The following is a 20,589-nucleotide window of genomic DNA, read 5'->3' on the forward strand; positions in this document are numbered from 1 at the left end:
GGGGCTCTGAAGGCCCTCTTAAATCCTTTGGCGCTCTGGGTCTCTCACCGATCGCGATTCGGCACTGGTCCTCTGGCGCTCTTTAAATGTAGATTAACACGTTTTTGTAATCACGTAAAGGACTTAGTTTAATAATAGATGTTCTGAATAGAGATAAGGAATGATTTCCTTATGAGGTGTTTCTAAATATCCTTTTTCTTTATGGGAAAATTCGGATATTTGGGTAGCGCTAAAACCTTTGAAATATTCTAAAACCGTCGTTAATATATCCAATTCTTCAGTAGTAAAAACAGAAAGGTTTGGGGGATTGGATGGCGTTATTATTTCCCTCCCATATGGACCTTCCAAGGGTACGGTATCAATAATATTAGACATTAATAAGCAACTATGAACAAATTCGTGATTATAAGGAACAGGGCCGTAGTGATGATGCACATAGGGCATACCTACAATTTGTTTACCATAACGTTTGGTCGATAAAAAATCAGCATAGAACAGAAGCTTTTGTAGCTTTGTTTTTACAAGCCTATCATGATAAGCAAAAAATATAACGGCGTTCGCAAGTTTCTCAAAATCAAATTCAGTATCAACAATACCATCTTTTAAAAAAGCTCGAAACATCTTATTTAATTCTTCGACAGGATCAAATGATTGCGTTTCTCGATGCGATAAGTCTTGTTCAATTAATTTTGTTAACTTTATTAGTTCCCTTTCACTAAGCTTATCTCCATTTTGGCTCAACAATCTTTTTACATAATTAGGGTCATCTCTAAGTTGAAGTAGCTGATCATGATGTGCTTTATTAGGTATTGCACCGTTTTCATATCTTACTAAAGTTGCTTGACTCCACCCAAGCAAAGTAGCTACCAAACGCCCAGAACCAAAACGACTCCTTAGCTCTCGTATATCAGAAGGAGATAACAAATTATACTTTTTTCTATATTCATTGAATGCCCTTTCTAAATTGGCTTCATCTAGCTCTGAATCAAATAATTCTTCTTGGCATGCATCACAAACAAGCACATCAGAAATGACCTCAATGGGCTCGCCTCTCACAGGGAAACTTTCCTTTTTACGGATTACCTTTGTCTCTTGCTCACAATCACAGTTGTAGCAATACTTTTTCATTTGTAAACCTCCTTTGCCTAACTGTCTTTGTATGGCAAACTTGTTGGACCATTTGAAGGATGAAAACTGAGGCATACACAGCCCCTACGGTCTATTTTGATCTTGATATAGGCTTGCTGAGAATCGATTTCCTTGATAAACTCCCAAACCATATCGGCTGGTCGATCAGTATCAGGTAGAGGTCCACGATCATATTGACGATAACTCAATTGAAGTAGTGCTAACTTAGCAAGATTTAGAGTAAGCCCTAACTGAGCTAACCCTTGAAGATTAATTCGTCTCGGAATAAAATCATATTTTCCTTGTTTAATGAGGGATTTTGCATTTTTCAAAAATTGCTTAATCTCTTCAATTTTAGCTTCATCGGTGTTTTCTATCCCCAATATGATTCTCTCCTCTATCTGTAGTATATACCAAGATGCTATCATTTAGTAGCAAAAATATAATCAAAATGACCTATTTAATGCCCAACTTACTCTTAATAGCCATTATTTAGTAGAAATTTATATAATATTTTATCTCCTATACACAGCAGCCGTTTCACCATATTGCGCTAAATGAAACTATCATCGTTATCGAACCAAGGTATATCTATTCTTCATCACTGTCTACCGAGGATTTTCTTCCTCCGAAATAATTTCTACACTTTCAGGGACATCATCGATAGACAAACTTTGATAATATTGTTCGGACAACAAAGTGCGATTGAATTCCGCTGAAGGTTCCAGAGAATAAACCAGTTGTTCTAATTCATCTAAGCTAACCTTAAAGAACTCTTTTCTTAAATTAACCTTGTTCAATCGACTATTATTAAGGGTCTTGTGTATATGATTCTCCAATCCAACAGCGTTGTCAGAAAATATAAAACTATGGACATCAAACGGGAATGGAACACTAGCATCTCCTAATTCGTTAACACGTTCTTGAGGTTCAAGTCTTCGAGTCATACCAACCTTAAACACATTTTCGCCAAATGAGCCGAGATTACTGATGACATATACGTAACCGGCTTGCCCATTTTGACGGCTAGTAATTTGTTCTTTCTTTTCTTCAACTAATGAAAGTTGAATTTGAAGTTGAGCAATTCTCTCCTGTAATTGCAGGAGTTTTTCATCGTCCAATGTTGACGATATTTGTTGGTTGATACTTGCGATTTCGTTTTTATATTTCTCTTCTTCTTTTTCTACCTGCTTGCGTTGCTGCTCTAACTGTTTGCGTTCTTCTGCTTCCTGCCTCATTTGCTCACGAATCGCACGCTGTTCTTCCTTAATGCGCTCTTTCTGAACATAATACTCATACTCGATCTTCACAGCTTCGATAAATAAATATTCAATTTCTCCTATGAACTTCTTCATTGTGGGAGCGATGCTTTGATTGCCTTCAGTGGAAATGAGAAGATATTTAGCTGTGATAGCTCTGATATCATTAATTGCTTTATCTAATTTACCAAAGTTGATATTTTACAGAACATTTTGCAATTCAGCATCGAGTGCGATTACCATTAGTTTATAAATGGTTATATTTGCCTTAGTCGTATAACGTCCTTTATATCTTTCAAGAGTATCGCGGATTATTTTATTATTCTGAGTGAATAATTTTCGAAGCTGTTTTACGTCCATATGGTGCAGTTTCAATTGTACTGTTTGGTCGGCTAGTGCTTTGTAGTCTTTTAGCCTCTCGGTTTTATCCGTCGTTGAGTTACTAAAATTCATAAGTTTACCGTCCATTCCCGCCAAGAAATACCACAGGATAAGTCAGCACCCTTTCAGGTTAGGGCAAAGTTCGAGCCCCTATCTTCTTTCATTACAAAAGTAGCCTTCGCTTTTTATCCTTTTCTTCTGCCCTCTATGCCGTTTCGCTCCCTTGCGGTTAGATACCTCATTATAGTGAGGAGCATATAGGGTTTACCAAGTTCCGCCTGATACATAATTGTGAAAGCCTTAGGAGCCACCTTTGAACCGGGAGTTCTTTATCCATTCGCATTGGTTTGCCAGTTCGCCGTTGCTTGACTCCTTACCATTTTGGTCGAAGCGTTTCAGCCTATTTCGCTTCCTCCAGCGTAACGCTTCCTACAGTGATTCACTTTACGTTCTCCATAGCTTTCTTACTCTAGCAGTTATCCCAGTTTTAGGCTTCTCGGATTTCCACATTGTCTTGTGAGCTCTCTAACCCAGACTTTACCATCTGCGCTAGTCACAATAGAGTTACCCCGAATGGATGGGGTAGCCTTTCGGCAATATATCAAGCGACTTCTTGTCGCACTTGAAACCCTTGGTCGCTGTGGAGTGTCAGTCCACCAGCGACCTTCTCTTTGTCTACGGCATCCTGAATCGTTCCCAATACCAGTTTCATGTACATATGGGGTTCCATTCTGTAGCTGACTATGGAAGAGTCGTACAAATCCTTGATCACGGATAAATACATTGTCCCTTGAGCTGTGTGGATGTAGGTAATGTCAGTGACCCACTTTTCATTGGGCCTGCTTGCCTTAAAATTCCTGTCGAGAACATTGTTATAACGATGATGAACGGAAGAATAATTCTTGTACCTGTTTTTCCTTCGAATGATCGATTGCATATTATTGACTCTCATAATTCGTCTGATTGCTTTCTGATTAACAATCAAACCATGCTTGCGCTTGAGCCAAATCTTGATCCTCCGATAGCCGTACGTCTTTCTTGATTGGTTATATCCTACACGTATTAGTTCTGTGAGCTCTGCATCCGCCATGGGCTTGTCCTTACGTTTAATCCAGTCATAATAGGCAGAACGTGAAACGCCCAGGAATTTGCACATAGCAATGATGGGATACTGTTTTCTGTAATGATAGATTGCGCGATACTTAGCTTTGTTTGCGATCACCTCCTTAATTCTGCCCAAGCTTTTTTTAACAGAGAATTTTCCATCTCAAGTTGTCTGATCTTCGCCTCCATACGCTGCTTAGTCTTGGGCCTGTCCTCTGTGTCATTTGGGTCCACTCTTCCTCTCCCAGTAGATTTAAGCCCTCGTAGATCAGCAAATTCCCTTTCTCCTCGGCGATAGCGATATATCCATTCTCTTAATCCGGCTTTGCTCACAATACCGAATTTACTCATAATGTCTTCGTAAGTAAGACCCATTTCCACATGTAACCTTGCTGCTTCCAACTTAATTTCCGGTGTATATGTTAAACGTGATTGACTCTTGTCAGTGGAAAAATCTCTTCTTCCCTTTGAATACTCTCTAAACCAGGTGTTGATGACGTCACTAGTTATTCCTAGTTTAATCATGATTAATCGATTAGGAACACCTTCCTCAAAATGAAGCCTAATGGCCTCAAGTTTGATTTCTGGAGGATAACTACTTTGCTGCACTCCTTTTTTCCCCATAAAAAAGCCCTCCCTCAGTAGATTTATTCTACCATGGGAAGGCTCTTAATTGTTGTGTCCGGGATATAGGTCTCACTTCAGAATAAAGGACGCTGGTGCTAGTGGTTATTGTTGCGTGTCACCCCTGCGATAGTAACGGTGAAAACGAAGTTGCCTTCCGCATCAATTCACTCGCAAGATACCCACCCAGGCCGATAACGGTCTCAATGTGCAATAGGAGTTCAATGGACGGCTCGAATAGGATGGTGGCATTGGCCGGAACCTCTTCATCTCCTTCCCAAATAATAACACACAGGGGAATTTCGGGAAAAGCCTGAAAAATAGCAGACGCATTGCCAAAGGATGTAGGTTGTCCGCCCAAAGCGGCTGCGCACGCCAATAATTGTTTCGACTGATGTCCAAACGCCTTGATTAGACCTACGATTGAAACTTTATGAAACGCAGGATAAAACAATGATCCACCGTTCGGTATTTCTTTGAGACTGACCCATTTTTTAGCAATTTCTTGGGGCGATCTTGCATAGGCCAGGTAATTAAGCATTATTATGGATTCGGTTATTTCTGGGACATGTCTGTCTGTTTTCCTGTAGATCGTTTCGGTATTACAATCCAAAATATATTCTAAGTTAAAAAACATCACGACAAATTGACGGGTATTGCTACAGTAAGTCACAGCGAGCTGTGTTGCAATTTCCTCCGGTACCTTTCTTTTTATGTCCCGCCAGTATTTATCATAAGCAACTCGGTAATTAGTTTCCATCTCAGACACCACCACTCACTAGTAATACTGAAAATGCACGGCTTATAGTAAGATACAGCTCCCTGTCGGAAGAATAAAGTGTGGAACAAACCCGCGAATATTAGATGGTCAACTGTCGATAAGCCGAGCTCAACCCTTCTTTTCACCTAAGATATGAACGTGGGCTTGAAGGTCTCATTTATATCAGAAGCGAGAGTCTCCTACGGTTCTCAGCTAATCCAATTATCCAGTATCCAGGGCTTTGGCAGGGTCAGTACTCAGAATTCAACGCTCATGACCTTGAACGTAGTGATAGGGTTGCCTCGGCCACCTCCACAATGCGCTGGGCCATAATACGCGCCCGTTCTATGGCATTAACGTCTTCTTCGGACGGCTGCTGGGCGCAAACCCCATGGTGCCCGCAGTCGAAATCCCGGTGACCGTCTCCAACAATGATCATCCCCTGCACCAGCATCAGGTCATGGATTGCCTTCAGGGTGGTTTCCTGGCCGCCAAAGCGGGCCTGCGCAACCGTTACCGCTCCTCCCACCACGTTCAGCAGGGCCTTGCTCTGCCACAGCGTATTGGTCTTGTCCCAGAAAGCCGCCAGTTGCCCGCTAATGGTTCCGTAGTAGACCGGGCTCCCGATGATCAGGGCATCTACCCGTCTGAGTATTGCGAGCGCCTCGCCCAACTTGTTGCCTTCGGCGCAGGCAGCGTTGCAGGGATAGGTACAGCTATCACAGAAAGGCTGGTCGAGATCAGTCAACACTTCAGCCACATTGATTAACTGGGTTTCCGCTCCCAGTTTCTCAGCCGCCGACAGAGCCTCCCGAAGCAGCAGGGCTGTGTTACCATCCCGGTTGGGGCTTCCGTTGATCGCCGCTATTAACAATGATGCCACCTCCTTAAAAGAATGCACCGCTATATCCTACATTTGCGAATTATTATTGACACCTCGAAATTATTCGCCATCAATAAAAAATTTACCTTTATTTTACTTTAATAACAATCATTAATTTTTCTGTGCCTGAGAAAGGCTATTTAGACTCAGTCTTAGAAAATTTCTCAGGCACTGTTTCAGAGCCACCATGAGAAGTATTGCATAGTCCCTTTTCCTTTTGGGTATGCACGATCAACTGAACCCAGCAGTTTCTTAACGTCTTCCGTATTCCATGAATAAGGAATAAAAGAATTCAATCCCTATAGAAGTCTTTACTAATCATCGCGGTTTCGTGCTATCTGAATTATCCAAAGTTAGGGAAATCGGATCATCCAAGGTATACGTTCTAACATACTTAAGCTCCTTTAGGAGTTCTTTTTTCGTCCCCTAACTTCGGATAATTCGCTATGGATAACTGGAAGTTTATTTACATTATTATTGGTGCTCGATAAGTTTGTTGTATTCTAACCCTGAGCAAAGCAAGTCGCTCCGTTCAGAGGTTCAAAATTAAAATATACAAGCCCAAGTGCAAGGCAATTTGAAGCCTGCACTTGGGCTATTTTTACTGGGTTTTTGGCGATAATATAGCTGTTTTAACACGGGAAAAATCGACTTTATTGTGGGGAAAACATCGCACACTATGGCTGCGTCAACGGAGATAGTTGTATCTGCTTCGAGAGCCTATAAGCGGTCGGGAGGTCGCTGTCGCTGCCGACCAAAACGCGACCAATAATGATCACCGAATTATTTGGCGAAGAAATCTGTGACACCCCCTGCGGCACGGCCCCTTTCCAACCGGGACCGCAGATGAGGTAGGCTCCGGCCTCAGTTCCTGTGGTACGTTTACCGACGTAGGCAAAGGTAGTATTTTTCGACGGATCGGTGAACTGCACACTGTAATAGCGACCAGCCATGTCCGGCACATGCAAGGTTTGCGGACCTTTACTGAGGTCTAACCAGCCGATCGTGATGAGCGTGTCACGGTTCACGCCAGTAGTCGTTAAGTTCGAGCCTGATGAATGGAGGGGATCTGCAAATTGCGCTTGAGGTTGTGTATAGAGCGTATTAATTGGGATGGGGCCCTCACCAAACCCTTTAACAAGGATCGCCCTCTTAAACACGGACAGAAGCATACGCGGCAAAAAGTAGATGACAATGAACCATACTGCGACCATGAATGAACCGAAAATCAGCAAATGCTCGTATCTCACGTGTTCCATCATTTCACCTCCACAATTGGCGGCACGTTGTATTTCCCGTCTAGAATTGTCGCACCAGGCATATATACGCGCAACCAAAGAATGAATTTACCCGAGGGCGCGGGCAGCCAGTTGGATTCACAACCTGCCGAAGCGGTGTTCCGAATGTAAATATCGACAGAGCCGTCGGCGTTTGGCACGAGTCCCGACCGATCACTCACGCTATACCGATTGATTGAATTCGCCACAAAGCGATTCTTCGCATCACCCATGGTCAGTGACCAGAACGCATTATTTGGCGGGAGTCCACCCGCCGGAAAGCGCATGATGTAGTTGTGCTCTCCGGAGAGGTCATGACTCGCGCCATCTACGGATGTGGTCCAGTACATCGCCTCTTGCGGTATGTTTACTGGGCCAGGAAAGGCTAGGGTACAAGCGGCTCGCAGTAACATGCCGTTGCCTGGTACGCCGCATCCAAGCATGGTGATCCAGCCGTTGACCTTTGTGGCCTTCAGCTTCGCGGTAATATGGGCCGTGAAAAGCGCCAGCCCGAAGCCGACGAGAATGCCTTGAATCACATCAGTTCTCACAGGTCTTGTTTGGATAAAGAAGAGCGATTTTATCATGACATAACTGCAAATCACACCGCTGATCGTCAATAGATAATTATACGCTTTTTTGGTCATTTAGTTATTCCCTCCTAGTTCTGCCCGCAGTGGGGATCGTTACATTTACCGGGAACCCCTTGCACAATATCTTTTACACTGGTATGCCTTAACATACGGTCAAATAAACCTCGCGGCGAGTTTGAATCCTGATAACTCATGGAGGGCACTCCTTACAAAAATTAAAGTTATTATGAAGTCCCTCATTCGATATTTTCATATAAAAGAGACCTTCCAAGACCGTGCACGCGGTTAGAATAATTACTCTTTTTAACGTAAAAATACGAAGCCACAACTGTAATGAGCACCCATAGGAGTATCGGTACGAGAACATGGTTGTCCAGGGGGCGTCAGCGAGCATATCCTCAGCCCTTTGGGCTTGCGGTATCCCTCGTGACGACCTGGAAACTAACCCATCAGATCGACCAAACAACCTTAGTACGTATTACCTACGTTGTTTTCTTGGTATAGATAACGATTGGATGAGGGTGCTGTTGCTTATCTTTGGCGAATTCAAATACAATCCAAAAACATTTTTGTTAAAACATATGAATTGATTACTATAGCTTTTAAGGTTGGTTCTATTATCGGGAGTTTGGCGATCCAACCATACACTAGAGCTATATAAATTAATTATAAATGTATTCGCCACTAGTCCAACTTTAAAAGGAAGGGTTAGCCGGAAATGCATGGTACCTATAGTCATCTTCAATTCTGGGTATAATAAAATAGAAATCATGGAAAAATATTATTGTATTTTTGCTCCCAAACTTCAAGGAAATCTAAAAAAGCTTGGTAAACCAAAGATACGAGATTCGCAAGGAAAACTTGATTTATATTTTAACTAGGATTAAGGTGAAATAATGAACAATAAATTTAAAATAAGTGACCGAGTGATCCTCGTCCTTTTATCGGGAATAATTTCAGCAGCAATCGCTAATATATTTGGATATATTTCAAAGTTTTTTTATAACCCCACGATAATTATGCCTGAAGCCGCAGGGGAATTATTTAGTCGCCCGGATCAATTTCATACATTATTGGGTTTAATATTCGGAAATATAATGAGTTTTGGCATGGGGAGTCTTCACGCTTTTGTATTTGTAACAATCCTTGACATAACAGGGTGGCGACATTTTTGGTTGAAAAGTTTTGCAGTTACCAACCTAGGTTGGTTAGTGGGAGTTGGTATGCTTTTTCGTGTTTTAGGGGTGGCTTCCAAAACAAACCCCGAATTATTGTCTTCAGTTTTATTTTATGGAGCTCACCTTGTATATTTGACGGTTTCGGCTTTTATTATTAGTAGATATGGAGTACCTATAAACGAATTAACAGAGAATATCGGTTTAAGGACACCCACGAGATACAAAATAAATTCACCGTCGTTAACAGATGCTAACGAGCATGGGATCAGTCAGGTCGTAATTGGTGGACGGATGGCTAAGTTTTTGGAAAGAACTTCAAAGGTGTTTAAAAAGGGACCTTCTGAACCAGAACAAGACCTAGCTGAAAAAGAAAAACATATTGCAGAGCTTGAGCGAAAAGTTGGCCAATTGATCATTGAAGGCGATTGTATAAAAAAGAATCGAGAGAATAAGCTACTTTAACATTAGTTACAAAAAAACCTTCGCTAAAGACCCAAATTCCGAAGGACATGTTTCCGACACTTTCACTCTGCTATCACCCGATATCATAAATGAATTGGATTAGGAGCTTGGTATCGAACACCGAAAGAATGCTTTCGTTCACGCTTAAGACTAATGCTAAATGGAGGCAGAACACTCATTAAAAAGAAGGGAGCAAAACTTATGCTCCGCCTTAGTCCCATGAGACCAATTCAGCCAACGCCTGTCAGTAAGTGGTTAGGATGGAATCTTGAATCAACGCTTGATTAAGTCGTACCCGTAACATTTTCGGACAGGTCAAACTAACGCTCGTTCAGCGCGTACTATCAATGGGTCATTTGGTCAAATGTGCCCCTGCCAACTGCCGTTGATCGGTATTGCACTTGCTAATCAAGAGGGCGGATCTAAAGGAGAACAAGCATCAACTCAACGGACGGTTACCCGTTAATATAACGGTTAATATAACGGTTAATATAAATCTAACTTTTTTCATTCTTTATCCTCCTTCACTCCCCCTCTTGTGAGGGGCTTCTTTTTTAATAAGTAAGCTCTTAGCATTGCTGAGGGCATTAGATACCTAGTAGATTTGTTATGTATCGCTCTTACCGGAAGGTAGGGGCTTTTTGTTTCTGTGACTCCGTTCGCCAAATTTTGAACAAGCGTTATGCCATAATGAGAGGGTATACATTAGGGCGGTTTTGGAATCTGAAATTCTTCATGGGTTAGGTAATAGATGAATAACAACGGTGGAGGAAAACAATGATTAGCGGTGAGGACACAGAGCGAAAATTGGAAACCTTGAGGGCCCTGGCTGATCAATTCGATCATCTGTATGCCGATAATTATGAAAAACTTTATCAGCTTGCCTATCGGCTAACTGGCAATCGCGAAGATGCTGAGGATGTTGTACAAGAAGCGTGGCTTAATGCCTATCGCTCCCGAGCTCAGTTCCAAGGAAAGAGTTCTCAGTACACATGGCTATTTAAAATAACCTTACGTTGTGCTTATCGGTTCATTAAAAAAAAGCAGAAAAGTCTCCCAATAGAAGATTTAGCTGCCCGTATGGGGATCAAAGAGAAAGAGGTTTTTAGCAAAATGAAGCTCTTGACCCCAGTGGAGGACCAAGTTTTGATTGCAGAAATGCGGGAGTCGTGCCTGCAAATGTTCATGCATTGCCTGCCAAAGCAGCAGAGGATCACATTTATCCTTAAGATTCTTTTGGATTTACCGGGTGGTGATGTAGCAGATATTATGGAAATTTCCGAAGGGGCGGTTAAAGTAAACGTACACCGGGCACGTAGTCACATGAAGGAAAACATAGAGGGACGCTGTTCTTTGATTAAAGCGTCGAACCCTTGTAGTTCAATTAAGTGATGATGAAATTGAAGAGCTAAAGATCGCTGGAGAATTACATGATATTGGAAAGATAGCCATTGATGAAGTGATATTAAATAAGCCAGGTAAATTATCTAAGGCCGAATGGGCCCAAGTACAACACCATCCAGAAACAGGATATCGATTGCTGGGTTCTTCTAGCGAGTATTACAATATTGCAGAATATGTCCTTGCTCATCACGAGAGATGGGATGGTACGGGTTATCCAAAAGGTTTAAAAGGTGAAGCTATTCACGTCAAAGCGAGGATCATAGCCCTTGTCGATGCCTACGATGCGATGACCTGTGAACGGTCTTACCGAAATGCTTTGAGTGAAGAAGAGGCTTTTATAGAAATCCGAAAAAACTCTGGTACACAGTTCGATCCAGAAATCACAAAAATATTTGTTGAAAAGGTTTTGGGCAAGCGATGGGAATCGTTTTAAAGAAAATAATTATTTCAGTTTCATTTCTTTAAGTTCGGTTTGGTCATTCCATGACATCATGATTCAAAATGAGACGAGACCCTACTATATTGCATTTACTTAACTTCGGCGCATCTTCCATTAATTATATGTATTATTAATATTAAAAACTAATTGCCGGGCAGTTGGAGGCTACGCCAGCCGCTTACATCGCATTGGCCATGCTCATTCCAACCCACAGCCGTCACTGTTCCGTCCGATTTAAGACCAACGGTATGACGACGACCCGCGGCTATGGAATCTTTGTCTTTGTATAAGTCCATTCCACTACCTCCAGTGCGCATGGTTCCAATTATCGAGGAAGATGTAAACAAGGAGAGCTCAATGGCTCTCCTTGTCAGTTTTACCTCTCCACAAGCTAAAAGTATGGGGAGACTACTTTAGAAAATTATATGTATCAGTAACCTTATCATTTTGCAGTTTAACCTTAATGAACTTAGAGTTAGGCATCATCCAGATAAGCGACCTTATGATAGCACCAGCAGACTTTTCGTAACTGACCTCCCTATAATCTGGCCCAAGGATGGAAACTACCTGATCAACAGTCATGCCCGTTGTGACTTGATGGAATTGTTTAGCGGTAAGCTTGGGGGTGGTTTTTCCAAGATCGTACTGAGTCTTAGATTCAACTTTACCCTTATTTGTTTCAATCACGATATTTTTCCCTTGGTCTGCCCAAGTGTACCTGACAAGGTCGGTATTAATTGCTTTTTTCTTTCCTTCTCCGAGAATGCTTTTTACATCATCATACGTCGTATCGAGCTTAATCTTAAGGTAGTTCTCATAGGTAACCACTCCTGCTTTTGTCTCTGTCCCTGTAGCAGTTGAGCTACCAGGTGCAGCATTTTGCGAAATACTTGGGGCGGGGGAAGTTGATCCCCCTGAGGAGATTTCAGGATTGCTCGGTTTACTTGGATTACTAGGCTTACTTGCGCAGCCTGCTACACTTAATAAAAGAATCATAAGTATTGGTAAGATAAACTTAAATGAAAGTGATTTTTCTCTGGACATTTTAACCCTCCTCGTTTTTGTAAACTCGCTTCAATTATATCATTCTATGATTAATCTACAAAAATTTAAGGAGAGCTTAGGTGGTCTCCTTTTTGTTTATCCCATTTTCATCTCATAGACCGACTTCTCGATCTCCCTCATTAGAATCGACCAACTCAGTATTTGCCTGTCGCACACCATTCCGGACGGCTGCCATGATGATGTCGTAGAAGAGGACGAGGGAGAGGAACCAAAGGCAGAGGAAGAGGAAAGTAACGACGAGAACTCAGATGTATCCGTGACAATCTTAAGAAGGGTATCATCCTTGGGATCATCGGGATACATCACAAAGGCTAATTTCCCAGGTTCTGATTCATAGATTTCGAGCACATTTTTATCATCAACTATCTCAATCTTTAGTTTACCAGTCATTGGGCATCCCCTTTGTTTAATGAAAGCAGGACAGCCAGAGCCGTCCTGCTTGATGCAAAGCTAAAGAAATCTATTTGGGTTTAGGCGGGTTTACAGGAGAAGGGTTTTTTTGAGGAGAAGCTGGAGGATTACCTTTGTCTAATACATTCATACTTAAAATCTCCTTTACATCAAAGTTTAGCTTAGTTTCTGTAAAAGATAAAATTTCTATTACGTTAATTTAAAGCGGATGTAATAAAATGTAAAAAGACGGGCATTTTCAAGGTATCAGCTGTGCATTTGACCCACTTACTTAAGTGGCCCATGCACTTGCAATTGGGACAACGCAATAACACTGTCGCGTCACCACCTTAGGGCAGTTTATGAGTGACAGAGGACAAGTGTTATAGGAAAGGGAGTAAGAAGGAGGGGCTACGAAAAATCTCCACGAATTCGAGATATAGCCGAAGAGCTGATTGATGATCATCATCCGCACCTAAAGAATGCAAGGAAATAATTGAGAATTACGTCCGGGATGACGGTGGACTGGACAAAGCAAGTGTAAGAAATGTACGAGTTTTGAGCGACTTTTTAACAGGGATGATATTTCACATTTTTTCATCATCCAGCCAGCATTTGGGGATGGCCGATGGAAAAGCTAGAAGCCTTGGTTGACCATGAAAATACGTCCCTTGTGGAGGGGAATCATGAAATGCTAAAAACACTAGTAAGATAACGCAATATAAGACTAGTCGCTTTAATTACGGCGCTCACCTTAATGATCACGATGATGTCGATAATGATTTGGATTAACGACACATAAATTAGGTAACCCTCCAGTAATAAGTTAAAATATTAATAGGGGGGTTGTGGGCATTGAATTTACACTTCATATTTCAATGGCATAAACTATTGCATTTCATATTGCCAATAATTGTTATTGCTGTATTTCATAAACATTTTGGGTTAGTAAAGATATGCATAGCAGTTTTCCTATTTGGATCTATTAAAGAGATCTACGATATAATTGTTGTAGGAGATTCCGTAATGAGATCGGCTCAGGATGTGATTTTTAATTCAATTGGAATCTTCTTAGGAGTTGTTGTGGCCGCGGATCCATCAACTCCTGCCCAGTCAGACGTAGCTGATCGACCACAGCCGACGGCCCAGGAAGAGCCGTAACGCAAGCCATACGCCAAACCGTTCAGCCGGTCGCACAGCAAACAGTGGATCAGACTGTGCAGGATATCATTGCCGAAGCCGTGCAGAGTGGTGTTAAACGGATTTAGACGAGTGTATAAGTTGACAAGATCAAAGCTCTCTCGCCGTAATTGGTGGGAGGGCTTTTTTGCGTTTATTCACAGATTCTTCACATAATGTTCATGCAAAGATAGTAATCATGATTTATAATAAATACAAAGAAAAGCACCGCGAAAATAAGCAAGAAAGGAGTTGTACATAAAATGAAATAAATTCATATTAGTGGTGATCGGTATGATTCCCTCTATATTTAGGACTTTGTCGGATGTTGATGAGTGCGCAGACTAATTAAACCCTAGATAGATACATCAGACGATTGCCCGTTAATTTTAACGGTTAATATAAAGTTTTCCTCATTTCCTGATCCTCCTCCGCTCCCCCCTCCTAGTGAGGGGGTCTTTTTTATGTGAATGAATAAGCTCCGATTTTGCAGGAGCTTATTTTAGGTTGTTATGACAGAGTGAAATCAAGGGCGAGTTGAAGCCGCTTGAGATTAAGTATGAGCTGAGTACCTGCAAATGGTTTCTGTGGAAGATGTAGTATAAAGGTAAAGGCTCATCGCGATAGGGGTCTTGTTTTTCCAGATTACGACAAAACATCATCCTTTATATGGTCGATGTTACCAATAGATTGTACTAGAATATACAAGTGTACGACTTCCTATAGCTCTTGCCGGAAAACGGTAGTAGAATTTTCTAGTTAGTACTAGCAACAAAAAATCCTATTTGGCATATTTTGGAGCATAGTCAAAAGGAGGGGAATTTAAACAATGTATCATTACGTTAAAAAAGGTGAAACCTTGCATCATATAGCTATGCACCATGGGACAACAGTACGTCGTCTTCTTTCTTTGAATCCCGACATTAGTAATCCTGATCTAATCTATCCTGGACAAAGAATTAACGTAGGAACGTGTAAGTGCTGGTAGGTTAATCATCATTGCTAATTCTTTTCAAGGGGATGTGTGAAAACTCAGTCTCCAAAATTTCAAGTGGTTACAACAATCAATAAGCGTCCTCATTTCACTATAAAAGTGGAGTGAGGACGCTTGTGTTTTGATGATATAGAAGCAAAAGTGGGGATGTGAAAAATATAGTAACAAGTTTTAGCACAGCCCCTTGAAATTGATAACTTCTTGAAAATTGTGGCTATATTTCCCCAAGAAGTCTCATCTACCAGTCTTATTCTATTATATCCAAGTGATTTGATTATCCCTTTGCAGAACATATGTTCCGAAAATTATGCGGGATAGGAGGGATCGCGTTAATAATGAATATATTTTTTGGTTTGTATATTACTTTAACTTTAATTTAGGAACTCTACTTACATTAATAATCTTGCACATGATTTCTACAAACATTGGGAACATGTTTATTTTACATTTGTAAAATTCTATTCCTTCATGCTCTATCTCATCTACAACAACATCCTGAAGGTAGTAAGGTATTTGATAAGGTGCTTGACAATATTTCATTACTCGTGAAGAAGTCAGTTTATCATATTTCAGACTATGCTTTATGCTCACATCATAGCAGTTAGTAAATATATAACGCACATTTCCTTCTGAATCCTCGTACAAAAGAGTAACTTCATCAGCAAAATAATCACACGATAAGCTTAGAACTCTCGCATCCAAATAATAGAACATATCAATTATCTTTTGAATCTCTTGAGCATTCATTATATCCCCACCTTATAACATTTTACGTCTTCTGTTTATGTTTTTAGGGGGGAGCATCCTAGTTGCTTATGTGGTTTATTTCTACAGAGACAAGGGAAGACCTCTTAAATCGGTATAAGGAGGTTAGAAGTTTGGATGAAGCTGAAGACAATGATAGGAGTCTTGCATATTACGACAAAATATCATCTTTTATATGGTTGATGTTACCAATACCTTGTACTAGAATGTACAAGCGTACTACTTCCTATAGCTCTCGCCGGAAACGGTGGGGGCATTTTCTACCTTTTTGTGTCGTTAAATCGTTGCCCAAATCCACACCACTATGCCCTCTTAATTAAGACTCAACTTGCAGGGTACGAGATTGAACAAGAGGGACTCTGGAAACATTCACTTCTTACTGCTATGGTCGCAAGACGATTGTGTCAATACCGGAAACTTCCTTACGGGGATGTTGCTTTTACCGCTAGCTTACTACATGCATTCCCCCTCCAAAGCACAAAGTCTTATAGAACTGTCCAGCATAATTCACGTTGCCAATGGACTTGCAGGGTTAGTAGGAATTCGCGGCGGCGTGGACAGCCTTTTTAACCCCATAGAACCAAAAGAATCTGATCTAAAGCTTTTTATGGGAGACATTGAGAAATTCCTTGTGGATCCTAGCCTTTTCAGCTAAAGGAGGCACGCCTTCGGGCCAAGTGATCATCAAAGGGACGATTTTCATGAGACCTCATTTTTGGGGCTCATTGACGATCGTTAATAAATTCTTTATAAAAAGTTTATAAAAAGTTTATAAGTATATCCTATAATAGTACTCACATAACAAGAGTAAGCCCATAGGACATTGAGCAATCGACCTCCGGACGCGGAGGCCTTCTTAGTTTATGACCAAAGCCCTTCTGCCTTAATTGGTAGGAGGGCTTTGAGATTAAGTATGTACGGGGACCTGTAAGTGGTTTTTATGGAAGATGATAAAAACTTAAGACCTAAGTATATAATTATTATGGCCTTAAGTTATTTATATAACAATAAAGTTACAATAATACTATTTAACACAAATATGTAAATATATATAGTATGATATGTCGAAGCGAGTGTCCTTTTATGGTTAATAACTTTCAAAGCCGACCTGAATAATCAGGCACAAGGAAGAGGGGTGAGAACGTGAAGAAAATAGGTATATATTTAATATCAGCAATATTCGTAGTGGCCCTCATCGGAAACTGAGGACTTTTATATGTTTGTGTCCAACTAGTACATAGATAATATACGGGCATACTATTCTTAAACTATTTGGAGGAGGGTGGTATCATGTTTCAACTGGATGGACTACTTAACCAAATCGGAGATTTGCGCTTAAGCACGCTCGAGGTACAACAGAATAAATCATATACAGATCCAGAAGTAGTGGCTGCGTGCCATGAGTTGCATGCTGCCTTAGATAGGTACGAAGGAATAATGATGAGGAATAGAAAATGAGGTTAAAAAACAAGACTGCTAAAGCAGCCCTGTGACGTTGAATAAATCAATTATGACCAGGATCTGTTGAATTTCCTTTTGGGTTATCTCGAAGCTTTTCTAATATTACTTCTGACTCTGGGTTTATTATTCCGGGTTTAGGGGTATTTCCTCGCGGTACAAAATTTGTCTTAGTATTGATGTTTTTCCCTAAGGTTGCCATACTCTAATCTCCTTTACAATAAATCTGAATCTATTTTTTGCAAAAGGCAGAATTCTAACACGTTAATTTATTCCAGATGCGAAAAGCTGAAAACATTTCAGCCCATTAACGATAAACATACTATTACCAATAACTTACTAATGGTGAACGTAATTCAGTATGGTATACTTTCAACAACAAAAGGTTCTATAAAAGATAGATAAAACAACATAAAAAGATGAAAAGCCGTCCTTGCTGTGGGACGGCTTTTCATAAGCACTTAATATCATCTTTAGAGATTCTTGATCTACTTCTTCTAGGCATCTGAATCTTAAAAAGATTCTTTTTCCCTTGTAGTTAACGATATGCTAGAAAAAAGCCTCCGCGTCCGGAGGTAAGCGCAATGTCTTTATAATTTTAAATCCACATATTCCCTTATAGAGACTATACGCTGGCTTTCAGCAATTTCAGGGGGTCTAATTGAAAGAAAGCCCAAGCAAACGCCTAGGCCAGAGTTTAGGGGATAATCTTAGTAGGGTCTGCATGGATTTTGTGGATGTGGATGGGGTGTTTTGAGGTGTTTTCGGAGTAGTCCCAATAGTTCACAGATAATTATCAACAATAAAACAATGATGATTATTAATGCCGTGAGAATCATAAATTTCACCCCTTTATTTTAGTTATACTAAGTGAGAAATGATTCTTCTAAAACATTTTATTCAGCATGTCCTTCAAATGTTCATCCATAATTTCTTATTCGCTCAGTTTGGCATCAGTTTTTGCTTTAAATTACGGGGCCCATCTTAAAGCAAAAGGTTGATGTACTTAAATTGGAGCGTCTTTTCTTTGAGATACTCATATTATTAAGGATTCCTTACATGGCAGCCCCATCCAACGATGTTATCTTTATGCCCTGATATGGCCAGAAAGGATAAAAAAACGTGATCGAGAGTAGGCTCATGATTAAGTAAAAATCTGAGTGCCTTGAACGGGTATGTTCACACAACTTAGATGGAGAGACAAGCATGATTATGTGATGTGACATTTTTCCCCTTACTTCGCGACAAAGTTATGAGATGATTGGGACTGGTAGTAAAAGATTAAAGGATAGCTATTTGCGAAGTATTAGACACAAGAGGGGTTAGTGGCCATGAAGAAGCTAATTATGTACTTATTATCCGCAACACTGGTGTTTACTATGGTGATTTTTGGTACTCCAGAAACAGTTCAGGCAGCACAGAGAACTGTAACCATTGCAGCAGTTGCTAAAGCCCATACTTTGACAGGTATCAAAAAGTTAAAGAAAGGTACAGTAAATGCTGTAATTCTTGGGGACTCGATTGCTGTTAGTCAAGGTGCTTCAAATCCCTTAACATCAGGATGGGATCTTAATCTTGCAACATCTTTATCCAAAACCTATTCGAACAACTTAGCGTGGGAAAACAAAGCTTCATCAGGAACTTTGGTTGATTATTGCTTACAGAGAGCGACAGAAATAGAAAGTACTACAGACGCTGTATTTATTTGCGTTGGAAGAAACGATCGTAATTTTTACACGCCAAATCAGTTCAGTAGAAAATACACACGGCTAATCCATGTCATTAAGAATAAAGCTCCTAACGCAGATATATTTTGTATTGTTGAACCTCCTATGGTTTCTTCGGACGAATCTCTATTTTTGGGTATCAGAAAAGCAATTATTAATGTATCTGCTAAGACGGGGTCTAACTTATTAGATGTATGGAGTAAATTTCCGAAGAATCAAACTCTGGTTGCTTTGTTGTCGGATGGACTTCATCCAAATGACACAGGGTATAAGCGAATGTCACGCTACATGTATAATCGATTAGTTTACGTGATAGATACAAATACAATCAAATGATACTTATCTTCTCTTAGCAAGGGGAGTTCTATTCATCATCAACTATTTCAATCTTTAGCTTGCCTGCCATCAGGGACATCTTCTTGTTCCCTATAACTTACCAAATGGCGAAACTAACAATAACGTTATTTATCATGGTATAATATGCAGAGGGATTTTTTGGCCCTTTGCTCTGTCTTTTTCATGTGTATATGCTCCTTTTCCCCCCTCCGGGGACAGCAATTCGGAGGGGACTTTTTAGAAGGTCAAGTCTTGTTGCGTTTTGGGTAAGACTAGATTACTCCTGATTAATATGTAAAAAGATCTCCTAATAGTTCTCAATACTAAAGAAGATCTTTTTTTAATTTTGAATCTTAACGAATTCTTGACATAATCATGATTGAATTTCTAGAACTCTATTGTATTCTAATAACAGAGGATCTTACAGATAGAGAAGAAACTACATGAAAAAGATGAAAAGGCCGTCCTTGCTGTGGGGCGGTCTTTTCATGTGCAATAATGAATCTAATTTAAAATTTTGCTTCTTAGAGGCAGACCCAAAAAGGGGTAATTCTTTTGCTATTAGTTAAATATAAAGAAAACCGTCCTTTCGGACGGCTCTTTACTCTTAATAATCTTTAGTATTTTTCCCCCAAGCCTTACCAAGCCAAACGGCGGCACCTATACCGACTGCATGGACGACTAACGAACGTGGGCTCAATAAACTGTTTCTTGTTTTCATCATTTTCATATTGTAACCTCCTACTCAAGCTTTTGCATTAACATGTTTAGTTTTTGTCATTTCAATCCTAACGATACTACTAAAATTTGTAAGCAAAAAGACATAGGTTAAATTAAGCATAGGTTTTTTGGTAGTGTCAATGACCGAAAAGAAGATTAAATAGCCAGATGGGTCGGGCTATTTTTGCTTGTTAGGAATTATTTCTGCATTTAAAGATGAAATAGGCGGATTAGCAAAGTAACCCGCCCCTTCCCGAACCGTACAAGCGACTTTCACCGCATACGGCTCTCCATATTCCAAATGAGTTATCGTCGTTTCAACTGATTGAGCTGAAATCTGTCAGCTTCGACATTGGCAAAGCAGTGCCCGCATAAAGGAATTTGTCTCCGGTTGATGTCCAGCATGACAGTGACAATCGGAGAGTAGGGCTTCACGAGTAGCTTCTTTGTTTTCCTGTGGTAC

23 protein-coding genes and 1 pseudogene are annotated in these 20,589 nt (G+C 40.5%); 8 read left to right on the top strand and 16 right to left on the bottom strand.

What is annotated here, in order from left to right:
- Positions 1 to 123 precede the first annotated feature (123 nt).
- From DSBG_RS19030 to DSBG_RS24120, 11 genes are all read right to left on the bottom strand, one after another.
- Positions 124 to 1,128, bottom strand: a complete 1,005-nt coding sequence (locus DSBG_RS19030; RefSeq protein WP_068966212.1) for a type II TA system antitoxin MqsA family protein — start codon at positions 1,126 to 1,128, stop codon at positions 124 to 126.
- 17 nt (positions 1,129 to 1,145) lie between these two features.
- Positions 1,146 to 1,511 carry a type II toxin-antitoxin system MqsR family toxin gene (locus tag DSBG_RS19035; protein WP_176716323.1) on the bottom strand — a complete coding sequence of 122 codons (366 nt, stop codon included), beginning with the start codon at positions 1,509 to 1,511 and terminating at the stop codon, positions 1,146 to 1,148.
- Positions 1,512 to 1,736: 225 nt separating this feature from the next.
- The gene (locus DSBG_RS23280) at positions 1,737 to 2,483 is read right to left on the bottom strand and encodes a GIY-YIG nuclease family protein (protein ID WP_068966214.1); all 747 of its coding nucleotides are present in this window, start codon (positions 2,481 to 2,483) and stop codon (positions 1,737 to 1,739) included.
- 105 nt (positions 2,484 to 2,588) lie between these two features.
- The gene (locus DSBG_RS23830) at positions 2,589 to 2,855 is read right to left on the bottom strand and encodes a hypothetical protein (protein WP_068966216.1); all 267 of its coding nucleotides are present in this window, start codon (positions 2,853 to 2,855) and stop codon (positions 2,589 to 2,591) included.
- A 514-nt stretch (positions 2,856 to 3,369) separates the two neighbouring features.
- Positions 3,370 to 4,008, bottom strand: coding sequence for an IS3 family transposase (locus DSBG_RS19050; RefSeq protein WP_141694373.1), 639 nt, complete (start codon positions 4,006 to 4,008; stop codon positions 3,370 to 3,372).
- Complete coding sequence (locus DSBG_RS19055; RefSeq protein ID WP_068966219.1) at positions 3,987 to 4,496, bottom strand: transposase; 510 nt, start codon at positions 4,494 to 4,496, stop codon at positions 3,987 to 3,989. Before DSBG_RS19055 ends, DSBG_RS19050 begins: the two co-directional genes overlap by 22 nt.
- Positions 4,497 to 4,614: 118 nt before the next feature.
- On the bottom strand, positions 4,615 to 5,256 hold the full coding sequence (locus DSBG_RS19060; protein ID WP_068966220.1) for a DUF3786 domain-containing protein: 642 nt from the start codon (positions 5,254 to 5,256) through the stop codon (positions 4,615 to 4,617).
- A gap of 271 nt (positions 5,257 to 5,527) precedes the next feature.
- On the bottom strand, positions 5,528 to 6,130 hold the full coding sequence (locus DSBG_RS19065) for a flavodoxin family protein (protein ID WP_068966222.1): 603 nt from the start codon (positions 6,128 to 6,130) through the stop codon (positions 5,528 to 5,530).
- Positions 6,131 to 6,816: 686 nt separating this feature from the next.
- Positions 6,817 to 7,401, bottom strand: a complete 585-nt coding sequence (locus tag DSBG_RS19070) for a DUF1254 domain-containing protein (RefSeq protein WP_242877758.1) — start codon at positions 7,399 to 7,401, stop codon at positions 6,817 to 6,819.
- Positions 7,398 to 8,063 carry a DUF1214 domain-containing protein gene (locus DSBG_RS19075; RefSeq protein ID WP_068966226.1) on the bottom strand — a complete coding sequence of 222 codons (666 nt, stop codon included), beginning with the start codon at positions 8,061 to 8,063 and terminating at the stop codon, positions 7,398 to 7,400. The genes DSBG_RS19070 and DSBG_RS19075 overlap by 4 nt, the downstream gene beginning before the upstream one ends.
- A gap of 14 nt (positions 8,064 to 8,077) precedes the next feature.
- Positions 8,078 to 8,203 carry a hypothetical protein gene (locus DSBG_RS24120; protein ID WP_282434235.1) on the bottom strand — a complete coding sequence of 42 codons (126 nt, stop codon included), beginning with the start codon at positions 8,201 to 8,203 and terminating at the stop codon, positions 8,078 to 8,080.
- Between the two features lie 702 nt (positions 8,204 to 8,905).
- On the opposite strand from DSBG_RS24120, the gene DSBG_RS22635 reads away from it, so the two are divergent.
- From DSBG_RS22635 to DSBG_RS19095, 3 genes and pseudogenes are all read left to right on the top strand, one after another.
- Positions 8,906 to 9,649 carry a hypothetical protein gene (locus tag DSBG_RS22635; protein ID WP_141694374.1) on the top strand — a complete coding sequence of 248 codons (744 nt, stop codon included), beginning with the start codon at positions 8,906 to 8,908 and terminating at the stop codon, positions 9,647 to 9,649.
- A gap of 777 nt (positions 9,650 to 10,426) precedes the next feature.
- Entirely contained in the window at positions 10,427 to 11,041 is a 615-nt protein-coding gene (locus tag DSBG_RS19090) for an RNA polymerase sigma factor (protein WP_068966230.1), read from the top strand.
- Positions 11,037 to 11,486: pseudogene (locus tag DSBG_RS19095) on the top strand (HD-GYP domain-containing protein); the annotation flags it as partial. The gene DSBG_RS19090 and the pseudogene DSBG_RS19095, both read left to right, overlap by 5 nt.
- 149 nt (positions 11,487 to 11,635) lie before the next feature.
- On the opposite strand, the gene DSBG_RS19100 reads toward DSBG_RS19095, so the two are convergent.
- From DSBG_RS19100 to DSBG_RS19110, 3 genes are all read right to left on the bottom strand, one after another.
- Positions 11,636 to 11,788 (bottom strand): RCC1-like domain-containing protein, encoded by a 153-nt coding sequence (locus tag DSBG_RS19100; RefSeq protein ID WP_068966233.1) that lies wholly within the window; start codon positions 11,786 to 11,788, stop codon positions 11,636 to 11,638.
- A gap of 112 nt (positions 11,789 to 11,900) precedes the next feature.
- Complete coding sequence (locus DSBG_RS19105; protein WP_068966235.1) at positions 11,901 to 12,536, bottom strand: hypothetical protein; 636 nt, start codon at positions 12,534 to 12,536, stop codon at positions 11,901 to 11,903.
- 96 nt (positions 12,537 to 12,632) lie between these two features.
- Positions 12,633 to 12,947, bottom strand: a complete 315-nt coding sequence (locus tag DSBG_RS19110) for a hypothetical protein (protein WP_068966237.1) — start codon at positions 12,945 to 12,947, stop codon at positions 12,633 to 12,635.
- A 1,026-nt stretch (positions 12,948 to 13,973) separates the two neighbouring features.
- On the opposite strand from DSBG_RS19110, the gene DSBG_RS24125 reads away from it, so the two are divergent.
- The gene (locus tag DSBG_RS24125; RefSeq protein WP_282434236.1) at positions 13,974 to 14,108 is read left to right on the top strand and encodes a hypothetical protein; all 135 of its coding nucleotides are present in this window, start codon (positions 13,974 to 13,976) and stop codon (positions 14,106 to 14,108) included.
- Between the two features lie 847 nt (positions 14,109 to 14,955).
- The gene (locus DSBG_RS22085; RefSeq protein WP_009614375.1) at positions 14,956 to 15,114 is read left to right on the top strand and encodes a LysM peptidoglycan-binding domain-containing protein; all 159 of its coding nucleotides are present in this window, start codon (positions 14,956 to 14,958) and stop codon (positions 15,112 to 15,114) included.
- Between the two features lie 366 nt (positions 15,115 to 15,480).
- On the opposite strand, the gene DSBG_RS19120 is transcribed toward DSBG_RS22085, so the two are convergent.
- Positions 15,481 to 15,867, bottom strand: coding sequence for a hypothetical protein (locus DSBG_RS19120; RefSeq protein WP_068966241.1), 387 nt, complete (start codon positions 15,865 to 15,867; stop codon positions 15,481 to 15,483).
- 402 nt (positions 15,868 to 16,269) lie between these two features.
- On the opposite strand from DSBG_RS19120, the gene DSBG_RS23835 reads away from it, so the two are divergent.
- Together DSBG_RS23835 and DSBG_RS22090 are read left to right on the top strand one after the other, a co-directional pair.
- Positions 16,270 to 16,455, top strand: a complete 186-nt coding sequence (locus tag DSBG_RS23835) for a hypothetical protein (protein ID WP_242877760.1) — start codon at positions 16,270 to 16,272, stop codon at positions 16,453 to 16,455.
- Positions 16,456 to 17,175: 720 nt separating this feature from the next.
- On the top strand, positions 17,176 to 17,343 hold the full coding sequence (locus tag DSBG_RS22090) for an aspartyl-phosphate phosphatase Spo0E family protein (RefSeq protein WP_083236978.1): 168 nt from the start codon (positions 17,176 to 17,178) through the stop codon (positions 17,341 to 17,343).
- Between the two features lie 46 nt (positions 17,344 to 17,389).
- Here the strand turns inward: DSBG_RS22090 and DSBG_RS23285 are convergent, their stop codons facing one another.
- Positions 17,390 to 17,545, bottom strand: coding sequence for a hypothetical protein (locus tag DSBG_RS23285; RefSeq protein WP_176716324.1), 156 nt, complete (start codon positions 17,543 to 17,545; stop codon positions 17,390 to 17,392).
- Positions 17,546 to 18,674: 1,129 nt separating this feature from the next.
- Here DSBG_RS23285 and DSBG_RS19130 point away from each other — a divergent pair.
- Positions 18,675 to 19,406, top strand: a complete 732-nt coding sequence (locus DSBG_RS19130) for an SGNH/GDSL hydrolase family protein (RefSeq protein ID WP_068966245.1) — start codon at positions 18,675 to 18,677, stop codon at positions 19,404 to 19,406.
- Positions 19,407 to 20,589 lie beyond the last annotated feature (1,183 nt).

Source organism: Desulfosporosinus cupriresistens (assembly GCF_001707885.1).
Taxonomy (GTDB): Bacteria; Bacillota; Desulfitobacteriia; order Desulfitobacteriales; family Desulfitobacteriaceae; genus Desulfosporosinus.